The following is a 10,901-nucleotide window of genomic DNA, read 5'->3' as shown; positions in this document are numbered from 1 at the left end:
CTGTAGGCATCTTAGCTCTTGCACCCTTTTCATGGAAGTATAAAAAGCTTAGATCCATAAAAAGAGATTGAAAAATCTAATAAACTTTATTTAAATGAGTGGGAGAAATTATTCTCAAAAACTTTCACTCTTTTCAACTAACGGATGCATTAGTTGCATAAGATATGAGTTCTCCAAAGATGTTATGCTTAGAAAATACGGAGTTTTATTTTCCAAAAATGAATCTTCGTGCGATATTTCCGTTTTTTCGTCTAGACCACGATTAGTGCTGTTCAAACTAGCCATCAATCACCCGTTCGCAAAAGTACACATTTGCGAACGGTTTTTAAGAAGGTATGAATAGAAAAAGGGTTTAGAATTAAACATTATTAAGCCATTAATTCTCGGTTATTAACGTTTTTCCATTTACTACGGGCGTTTTTTTTACATATCTTTTTAAAAGTGATAATGATATTCGTTTTCAACTGTGTTATTATAATTTTGGAAATTATATTTTTTATTACTTATTGGAGGAAACAACATGTTTATTGATGTTTTAAGGCAAAACCAGAAAGTCTCTATACTTTTGGCAGTATTGCGTGTATATCTTGGATATACATGGTTAATGGCTGGATGGGAGAAAATAGCAGGCGGACAGTTTGATGCTTCCGGTTTCTTGAATGGAGCATTAGCACAAGCAACTGGAGAGCATCCGGCGGTCCAGGGATGGTGGGTTGTCTTTCTAGAAAACCTAGCCATTCCTCATGTAGAACTATTTAACACATTTGTACCTTGGGGAGAATTACTAGTCGGAATAGGTTTATTGATAGGTTGCTTTACTAAAACAGCCGTATTCTTTGGCCTTGTTATGAATTTTTCTTATTTGTTTAGTGGTTCGACAAGTACCAACACACAACTAATTTTATTATCTATGTTCATTCTTGTTTCTGCTTTAAATGCAGGAAGATTTGGAGTGGATGGTCTGTTGATGGCATCTCTTAAAGACAAACTATTTGCTAACAAAACGAAAGTGCTGAAAGATGCAGTTTAGTATTTAGAACACTCGAAAGATCGCTGGTATAGGCGGTCTTTTTTGTCACTGTTCTTAGATTTATGGCCATAAGACGCTAATACAGCTTTAAGTTAGGACCAATACAAGTCTTTATCTACGTTCATGTTTCTTGTGTTGATATCCAAATATATCCCTTTTTCAGATAGCTATATTTAATGTAATAATTTGTTATTGACGTAACAGATAAAAAGAATTTATAATCTTAAAGAATTTATAAATGATAATGATTTTCATTTTCGTTTTAGACATTTAATGGCTAATTTATTTCTTTGGGGAAGAGGGAAAATAATGAAAGGTAGAACCAGTCTATACATAATTATTTTGGTAGTTGCAATGATGGCATTCCCGTTTCGTAGTTTTGCAGCAAGTGCAGAAAATGACTTACAAGGTGCAAACAAAAACATTATTGAAGCAATGCATTCTGTACAAAATGGGAAAATGGAAGAGGCTAAAAAACAATACGAATCATTTTCATCTACATGGATGTCGATTGAAAGTGGAGTGAAAGACGAGTCTCAAGATGCCTACCGTGAAATAGAAGACGGGATGGGGCAAGTACAGTTTGCTTTAGCCCAACAACCTGTGAAAAAAAGGAGTCTGGAAAATTCCCTCAACAAATTAAAGCAAACCAATGAAAAGTTCATTGCAGGAAAATTCCCTCATACTGTCGCAAAAACTGAAGATACGGGGGAAAATCAGGGGAATGTAGCCGATTTGATTGTGCTATTAAATCAGTCACTTTCTAAATTGGATCATAATGATGTGAAAGGTGCAAAAGCTGATATTGAGCAGTTTCGTACCTCATGGCTGGATATAGAAAGCGTAGTATTAACACAGTCTTCTAAAATCTATACAAACGCTGAGAGGGACATGGTAACTTCGTATGCAATGCTTACTTCAAAGACCCCCGACGTAAAGGGAGCTAAAAAAACAATTGAAGGAATGCGTGATTATCTTTCTCCGCTTGCATCTAAAACAAGTTACAACATGTTAGATGCTACAACTATCCTTTTGCGTGAAGGTTTAGAAGGTTTACTTGTTGTAGTAGCACTTTTAGGTTTTTTGAAAAAGGCTGGTCATGCAGATAAGAGTAGATGGATTTGGATCGGCGTTGGATCAGGTTTAGGAGTAAGCATTATCTTAGGCGTAATCGTAAACATGTTGTTTTCCGCCGGTGCATTTGGGAGTAATAACTTCTTAATTGCTGGCTGGACCGGAGTCTTTGCTTCAATGATGCTTCTGTACATGAGTTATTGGCTTCACAGTAAATCAAGTACGGCGGAATGGCAACGATACATTCAGACTCAAAGTACAAAGGCCATTGATAAAGGGAGTCTATGGTCGTTAGCTATTCTTTCTTTCCTTGCTGTTTTTCGGGAAGGAACAGAAACCGTGTTATTCTTTATCGGGATGGCTGCATCCATTAAAGTATCAACACTTTTAACAGGTATAGCTATTGGATTAGTACTATTGATTGTACTTTCTTACTTAATATTAAAAGTAGGATTGAAGATTCCAATGCGCCCATTTTTCCTAGTATCCAGTATTCTAATGTTTTACCTATGCTTCAAATTTGCAGGTATGGGCATTCACGGGCTACAACTTGCTGGACTATTACCAGCTACACAAGCTCCAATCCCTACTATAGATTTCTTTGCGATTTATTCAACATGGGAGGGTATAATTCCACAAATCATTCTACTTATAGTGGCAATTGTCGCAATGATATTGAACAAAAAAAAGGATAAAAGAACAAAATTACAACAGACAAATCAGGAGGAAACAAAACATGCGATCTAAAAAACTTATTGTACCAATCATCTTAGCAACGTCCTTAACATTAGCAGCGTGCGGAACAAAAGAAGAAACAAAGAAAGAAGCTCCAAAAACAACAGAAGAAACATCGAATTCAAAAGCAGTTTCAATTGCTGACGGTGCACAAGACATGAAACAAGTACTTGCTGATATGAAAACACAACTTACAGCAAAAGATGCTGCGAAAGTAAAAGATAGTGGAGAGGAATTAGAGGAGAAATGGCAAGTATTTGAGGACTCAGTAAAAGAGAAAAGTCCTGATTTATATGAAAAGGTAGAAACGCCACTTCATACAATTGAAGCTGGAGCAGAGGTTGAACCACTTGATGCAAAAACGCTAGACAAAGCAGCAACAGAGTTAGACGGTGTGTTAACAGAAGTACAAAATTTAAAATAAAATAATGAAAAAGAGTGCTTTATCTATGACTATTATAGATTAAAGCGCTCTTTTTTTGTTTTTAATAAAATCTATATAGTAAGTCAGTAGCGATCTATATGTATATTACAGCTATTTAGATAATAACATTATCATTTTGTTATGTTAGGAAGCGGATACAGTCCACCTCCGTCTGATCCTCCATTAACCATCTGTTACCACCGGAACTCTCAGTCGCGCCTTTAAAACTATCAACCAAACATTTGCATGAAAATCGTACGGAGCTGCCGAACAAAACTTTAAGTATCCCCAAGCGGTATCACAATGCGCACTGCTATTTAGCTGCACATATCCAATTTTTTATGCCGATCATTAAGGACTGTAAATGTAAACAGAGTACAGAAGCAACCACTAAAACGATTTCCTTCATAAGGTTCCCCAGCATGTGCTTCATTCATAAGACTGCATCTTTCGCAATGATCAAACTATCGGCTTTGCTTTCATTGGCCATTTTTTGTTTAATTCAGTTATAAAAGTTTTAACATTCTTTTTATCTTCCATAATCGGTGAATAAACGTATGAAAGTGTTCTATTAAAGGATTCATTTTTTAATTGAATTATAGAAAGGATTTTATTTTGTACATCCCTTTCAATGACACTTTGGGAAAGGAGAGCCAGCCCTGTGCCGTTTTTTATAAGTGTTTCTTTAATTCCTTGATTGCTGCTTATCGTCAGTATCGATTTAATTTTCAAACCATTAGTGCGTATGACATGGTTAAGGTACTCACGTGTACCAGATCCAACTTCCCTGGTTACCCATGCTTGGTCATGTAAATCAGTAATCGCCACTTCGTCTTTATAAGCAAGTTCATGACCATTTGAAGAAACAACGAATAGCTCATCTTGCATAAAGGGGTGTACGGAAAGCTCTTTTTCATTAGTTTGACCTTCGATGAAACCAATATCCACTTTGTATAGCCGAACGGCTTGAACGATTTCTTCGGTGTTTCCAATTACAACTTGAAGTTCAAGCTCAGGATAGTCCTTTTGAAGGTCAATGAGTAACGAAGGGAGGATATACTCTCCTATTGTAAAACTTGCCCCTATCTTTAATTCGCCTTTGATGGACTTATCATGTTCCTGAATGTCCTCTCGGGTCTGCTCATAGATTGTGATCATTTGTTTAGCCCGATCGTAAAGAATTTCACCTGTTGAGGTGACTTTTAGGAATTTAGGAGAGCGGAGAAATAGTTTGGTTTGGAACTCTTCTTCTAATTTTTTTATGTGCAAACTAACACTTGGTTGCGACATAAGAAGGATTTCTGCTGTTTTTGTAAAATTCTTGACTTCTACAAGGGTCACAAATGTTTTTAAAGCATCATAGTACATAGGAATTCCTCCTTATTATTAATATTCTTAATAGTTGCAATAAATTATATATATTTTACTAATGATGTACATTCCAGTAAAGTTTAATGAGAAACTTATTTTAGGAAGAGTTTAAGCGGGGGAAGGCTATCGTCCTTTATAACCTTATTTTTATTTGTATCGTGGTTTGAAAAAGTGTTCCCTTCCTGTATGAACTGTACTGTACTTTCTGATTTTTTTTTGCAGTTAAAACCGACTTGGTCTATAGGAGTAAACGAGTTAATTAAATGGATGGAAATAAATGTTAAATCCGCTCGTTGTATATAAGAGTCAATTAAGATAAGTTTATATTCTTTTGTGAGGTGGAAATGGTGCAACTTCAGGTAATGAACAGTCCCTTTAATCATGAACAGGCAGAGCTTCTTAACAGTCTTCTGCCTAGTTTGACAGAAACACAAAAAATTTGGTTGAGCGGTTATCTGACCGCATCTTTATCAGTTTCGAATCTTGGAACAGCCGATGCCCCGGTAATGGAGGCTCAAGGCAGCGGGAAGACAGTATCAAAAGATGTTACCATTCTTTATGGTTCACAGACAGGGAATGCTCAAGGGCTGGCGGAAAATGCGGCGAGAAAGCTTGAGGGTAATGGCTTTCAGGTTACCATTTCATCCATGAGTGACTTTAAAGTGAACAACTTGAAAAAAGTCCAAAATCTTCTTATTGCCGTAAGCACGCATGGGGAAGGTGATCCGCCGGATAATACGCTTTCCTTCCATGAGTACCTCCATGGCAGAAGGGCACCAAGCCTTGAAGGTCTCCGCTTTTCAGTATTGGCGCTTGGGGACAGCTCGTATGAGTTTTTCTGTGAAACGGGAAAACAATTCGATAAACGCTTGGAGGAACTTGGCGGGACACGACTATTTCCGCGAATGGACTGTGACCTTGATTATGATGAGCCTGCTTGCGAATGGCTGGAAGGAGTCATTTCCAGTTTAAGTGAAGGGCAAGGCAGTACCGTTGCTGCAGTTCCCGTAGCGATACCTTCAGCAGGTGAACACACTTATTCCAGGACAAATCCGTTTAAAGCGGAAGTACTGGAAAATATAAACTTGAACGGCCGTGGCTCTAATAAAGAGACACATCATCTCGAGTTATCACTTGAAGGCTCTGGCCTTACATTCGAACCTGGTGACAGCCTTGGTATTTATCCGAAAAATGATTCGGATTTAGTGGATAAACTTCTTTTTGAACTCAATTTGGACCCTGAAGAAACCGTGAAGGTCAATAAGCAGGGAGACCTTCGGCAGCTTAGGGAATCGCTCATCTCCGATTTTGAAATCACGGTTTTGACAAAATCGCTCATTGAACAAGCGGCCCAGCTTTCAGGTAACGAGGATTTAAAGGAGCTTTTAGAGCCTGGTAATGAAGAAAAGTTAAAAGAATATCGTGAAGGCCGTGATTTGCTTGATTTTGTCCGTGATTTTGGCTCATGGGGTGAATCGGCGCAAGAGTTCGTATCGATACTCCGGAAAATGCCAGCCCGTCTATATTCGATTGCGAATAGCTTATCCGCATATCCGGATGAAGTGCATTTGACAATAGGAGCTGTCCGGTATGAAAGTCACGGACGAGAAAGAAACGGTGTCTGCTCCATTTTATGTGCGGACCGATTACAGCCTGGGGACATGCTGCCTGTTTACATCCAGCATAACCAGAACTTCAAGCAGCCTAAGAACCCAGACACGCCCATTATCATGGTTGGACCTGGAACGGGCATTGCTCCGTTCAGATCCTTCATCCAGGATCGCGAAGAAACGGAAGCGAACGGGAAAACGTGGCTCTTTTTCGGCGATCAGCATTTCGTGACGGATTTCCTATATCAGACTGAATGGCAACAGTGGTTGAAAACAGGTGTACTTACGAAAATGGATGTTGCCTTTTCTCGTGATGCGGATGAAAAAGTGTATGTTCAAAACCGGATGCTGGAGCACAGCAGGGAATTATACGAATGGCTTCAACAAGGGGCAGCGGTTTACATTTGCGGCGATGAGAAAAACATGGCACATGACGTCCATAATACGCTAATTGAGATCATAGAAAAAGAAGGTCAGATGAGCCATGCTGCTGCGCAAGCTTATCTTGACGATATGCAACAGACTAAACGTTATCAGCGTGATGTTTACTGAAATTTGGATGAAAAGGAGATAACGACATGGTGAACCCACTATTAAAAGCACCAGATGGCCAGCCTAGTGATGTTGAGCAAATTAAAGAAAAAAGTGATTATTTGCGAGGAACACTTGGAGAAGTTATGCAGGATCGGATCAGCGCCGGTATTCCAGATGATGACAATCGATTAATGAAACATCACGGCAGCTATTTGCAGGATGACCGGGATTTGCGCAATGAACGTCAAAAACAAAAACTTGAGCCTGCCTATCAGTTCATGTTGCGTGTCCGGATGGCCGGCGGGGTTGCACAGCCTTCTCAATGGCTTGTTATGGATGACCTTGCTCAGAAATACGGTAACGGTACATTGAAATTGACAACAAGACAGACATTTCAAATGCACGGTATTTTAAAATGGAATATGAAAAAGACCATTCAGGATATTCATGCGTCCATGCTGGATACAATTGCTGCATGCGGAGATGTAAACCGGAATGTAATGTGTAATTCGATTCCATTTCAATCCGAAATCCACTCGGAAGTATATGAATGGTCGAAAAAATTGAGTGATTATTTATTGCCACGTACAAGGGCGTACCATGAAATCTGGCTAGATGAAGAAAAAGTCGTCGGTACACCTGAATTGGAAGAAGTTGAACCAATGTACGGACCGCTTTATTTGCCAAGGAAGTTTAAAATAGGCATTGCGGTTCCTCCATCCAATGACATTGATGTTTACTCCCAGGACCTTGGCTTAATAGCAATTGTTGAAAGTGGAAAACTCGTTGGTTTTAATGTGGCGATCGGGGGCGGTATGGGAATGTCCCACGGTGATAAGGCGACATACCCCCAGCTAGCCAAAGTAATTGGATTTTGCCAGCCAGACAAAATAGTGGATGTGGCTGAGAAGATCATTACAATTCAGCGTGATTACGGAAACCGCTCAGTCAGGAAAAATGCACGGTTCAAGTATACGGTTGACAGGCTTGGGCTCGAAGCGGTAAAGGCTGAACTTGAAAATCGGTTAGGATGGAAGCTGGAGGAAGCGAGAACATATCATTTTGATAATAATGGTGACCGCTATGGCTGGGTAAAAGGCATGCAAGGAAAATGGCATTTTACATTATTCGTCGAGGGTGGCCGAATCGCCGATATCAATGATTACAAGCTGATGACCGGTTTGCGCGAAATCGCAAAAATCCATACGGGTGATTTCCGTTTGACCGCCAATCAAAACCTGATCATTGCCGATGTATCAAGTCAGAAAAAGAAAAAGATCATAGAATTGCTTGAAACATACGGTTTGACGGATGGTGCACATCATTCAGCCCTCCGCCGCAGCTCGATCGCATGCGTGGCGCTTCCAACATGCGGATTGGCAATGGCAGAAGCAGAGCGTTATTTGCCGGTTCTGCTTGATAAAATTGAGATCATCGTTGATGAAAACGGACTGCGGAACGAAGAAATCACGATAAGAATGACCGGTTGCCCGAATGGTTGTGCCCGGCATGCACTCGGAGAAATTGGTTTTATAGGTAAAGCACCTGGCAAATATAATATGTATCTCGGTGCAGCATTTGATGGAAGCAGGCTAAGCAAAATGTACCGTGAAAACATCGGTGAAGAAGAGATTTTAAAAGAGTTGCGTGTACTTCTTTCCCGTTATGCGAAAGAACGTCAGCAAGGAGAGCATTTTGGGGACTTTGTCATCAATGCGGGCATTGTTAAAGAAGTGACGGATGGTACGAATTTTCATGATTAATTATAACGAACGAGAGACAGGAATGGATTCCTGTCTCTTTTTAATGGAAATGTTAACGGAAGTCGAGATATGGGAAACCTAGCTTTGACTATTTTAGAGATTGAACAGAGTATGGTTACTTACTGGCAGCATAGGAGCCTTAATAAACAGGCAATTGACATCGATAGTATGCCCTCTTGATTATTCAGAGACCCCGGTTTGGAGGATGTCAACTTTGGTTTCTACTTTAATGTGCATCATGGGATAGATCTTTCTCCATTGTTCATAGGTCATTTTTTTATTTTTGGCATGATATTTTTCCTTCAAGCCAATCGGGTCAATGTTTTTTTTCTGAAAATCTTTAATAAGACGGTTTGCCTGCCTGTTTAAAGAAGTTTGCATTTCCTTTTCAATTATTTTTATCATCTTTTTATTGGTAAGATTGTCCTTTCGCATTGATTCTTTAATTTGTCCTTTAATTTTGAGCTTTATCGTAATGGACGGATTTCGCTCGGAGTTGGATACCTCATAATTTGAACTGCTTCGAATACTTTCCACGACGATATCACTTTTCTGCTTGTCGTTTAATTTAAACTTGTAAATTCCCCGTTTATGAAATTGAACTAATGTCTTGAAAATGAACATATCATCCGTTCGAACTTTACTGACCATTTTATTTTCATGAAACAAGGCCACTCCTGAAACTGCAACTTCTTTATTAATTATTTTAAATAAAGGAAGAAACGAATCTCCGCCATCTTCCAGGGAGTTTCTTAAAAAAAGATGGAGGTTTGTATCCGGTCCATTCCCTGTTTCAATTTGTTGATTGACTAAGTCAGATAAAAAGATTCCAATATTTACATTCGTATTTGGTGGTTTGGTATTTATGAAATCCTTGACCTTTCCTTCAACGATTGCCAAAAAGACCCTGTTTCCAATTTGAGGTTCACGGTAGAGATAATCGGTCAGTTCTGTCATTCCTATTTCATGTACCATTTTCTCGCTAAATAAAAAGATGCGTGTCTGTCCTAGCATCACCGGCTTATCCGATTTTTTGGATACGATGGCCTGAACATCACTCGTTGTCGTCGATGTTCCAGTTAAGATTTGATACATACCCATCTTGTCCTGTTGGAAGATAGGGATGACGAACATTCCTTCGATTATTTTATCCTTTCGTATATCGTAGCCAATGGCTTGGGCCATATTGACTTCATCAACCACTTTTGGCTGGGCACAGCTGCAAAGGAGGGAAAAAGCCAAGATGACAAGAAAGAATTTTCTCATAAACTTTTCCTCCTTTTCTTTATATAAATGATGACCAAAAGAAGAGGCAAATATAATCCAAGGAAGAGCACGGCGTATGGATTGATTATTTTATTCAATATATATAGGGAATCTTCATCAAAAACAAATATATTGGTGAGCAGGATAATAATGGACATCGCCCATAATGGATACTTTTGCTGAACATTGAATATGCGCTTGATACCCCTGCTGGCAGCCCACAAGTAGATGGTCATGTTGGGTATGATAAAAATGGCCCACCAAGAAATTTCTATATATTCAAATCGCTGAATAAAGGGCAATTCGACAATGCTGGTCAATGTAAGTGTCGGCCATATAGTCATTGCCAACTGTTTTTGTGAATAAAAAATCAGTGAAACTAAATAAATGAATACGGTTAATAAGGTTGTTGTTAAGGCACCTCCATGAGCATATTTTTGTGAAGTTTTAGCATCTTTAATGAACGGATAAAACATCAGGATCATTTCAAAACCAAGAAAAGTTAAGGAAGTACTTCTGGTTCCCTTCAGTATATCCAATAGATTGTGGTCGAATATAGGGAGCAAATTGGTGAATTCAGAGTATTTCATGGCATAGAATAGGACAAAGAAAATCCAGTAAGTCAAAATGACGCTTAAAAAGGCAATTCCCGTAATTGTACGGAAGCCTCCCGTATTTATATAATAAATCAGAAGCAATAAAACCACTGTAAACGCCCAAGAAGCTACCTCTGCAAACATCCATACATGTATGACATTTATATAGCTGATAATCATATCCATCCCAAGGATCAAAAAGTAAAGAATGAATAATAGACTGAAAAAATTCCCAATCCATTTTCCGAATGCATGATTATTGGCAGAAATGATATCACCTGGGACGATACTTAATATTTTATATATGATCCAGATCAATATATGAACGATTAGTCCGGCAAGTAGTATCGAAATCCAGCCATCCGTTCCCGCCGACTTTGCTAAAACTCTTTGAAAACTTAAAACGCCTACTCCCATTTGCATGGAATGCACTAAAAAAAACACATAGAACGGTGATACCTTATACTTTTCATTAACTTCTACTTGCTTCATATAGGA

8 protein-coding genes are annotated in these 10,901 nt (G+C 38.8%); 5 read left to right on the top strand and 3 right to left on the bottom strand.

The window, feature by feature from the left end; genetic code table 11:
• The first annotated feature begins 520 nt into the window (after positions 1-520).
• The 3 genes from N9I19_RS12930 (at position 521) to N9I19_RS12920 (ending at position 3,263) form a co-directional block, all read left to right on the top strand.
• Positions 521-1,030 carry a DoxX family protein gene (locus N9I19_RS12930; RefSeq protein WP_061463048.1) on the top strand — a complete coding sequence of 170 codons (510 nt, stop codon included), beginning with the start codon at positions 521-523 and terminating at the stop codon, positions 1,028-1,030.
• A 309-nt stretch (positions 1,031-1,339) separates the two neighbouring features.
• The gene (locus N9I19_RS12925; RefSeq protein ID WP_317778003.1) at positions 1,340-2,851 is read left to right on the top strand and encodes an FTR1 family iron permease; all 1,512 of its coding nucleotides are present in this window, start codon (positions 1,340-1,342) and stop codon (positions 2,849-2,851) included.
• Entirely contained in the window at positions 2,841-3,263 is a 423-nt protein-coding gene (locus N9I19_RS12920; RefSeq protein WP_317778002.1) for a hypothetical protein, read from the top strand. Before N9I19_RS12925 ends, N9I19_RS12920 begins: the two co-directional genes overlap by 11 nt.
• A 459-nt stretch (positions 3,264-3,722) precedes the next feature.
• On the opposite strand, the gene N9I19_RS12915 is transcribed toward N9I19_RS12920, so the two are convergent.
• Positions 3,723-4,631, bottom strand: coding sequence for a LysR family transcriptional regulator (locus N9I19_RS12915; protein WP_317778001.1), 909 nt, complete (start codon positions 4,629-4,631; stop codon positions 3,723-3,725).
• Positions 4,632-4,981: 350 nt separating this feature from the next.
• On the opposite strand from N9I19_RS12915, the gene N9I19_RS12910 reads away from it, so the two are divergent.
• Complete coding sequence (locus tag N9I19_RS12910; RefSeq protein ID WP_317778000.1) at positions 4,982-6,796, top strand: assimilatory sulfite reductase (NADPH) flavoprotein subunit; 1,815 nt, start codon at positions 4,982-4,984, stop codon at positions 6,794-6,796.
• A gap of 26 nt (positions 6,797-6,822) precedes the next feature.
• Positions 6,823-8,541: an assimilatory sulfite reductase (NADPH) hemoprotein subunit gene (cysI, locus tag N9I19_RS12905; RefSeq protein WP_317777999.1), complete on the top strand. Its 1,719-nt coding sequence runs from the start codon at positions 6,823-6,825 to the stop codon at positions 8,539-8,541.
• Positions 8,542-8,721: 180 nt separating this feature from the next.
• Here cysI and N9I19_RS12900 read toward each other — a convergent pair whose 3' ends face one another.
• Complete coding sequence (locus N9I19_RS12900; protein ID WP_061463054.1) at positions 8,722-9,807, bottom strand: Ger(x)C family spore germination protein; 1,086 nt, start codon at positions 9,805-9,807, stop codon at positions 8,722-8,724.
• Positions 9,804-10,895 carry a GerAB/ArcD/ProY family transporter gene (locus N9I19_RS12895; RefSeq protein ID WP_317777998.1) on the bottom strand — a complete coding sequence of 364 codons (1,092 nt, stop codon included), beginning with the start codon at positions 10,893-10,895 and terminating at the stop codon, positions 9,804-9,806. Before N9I19_RS12895 ends, N9I19_RS12900 begins: the two co-directional genes overlap by 4 nt.
• Positions 10,896-10,901: the final 6 nt, after the last annotated feature.

The sequence above is a fragment of the Peribacillus sp. CSMR9 genome (assembly GCF_033141925.1).
Taxonomy (GTDB): Bacteria; Bacillota; Bacilli; order Bacillales; family DSM-1321; genus Peribacillus; species Peribacillus simplex_A.
Note: the sequence above shows the minus strand (reverse complement) of the source record. Positions and strands in the feature narration are given on the sequence as shown.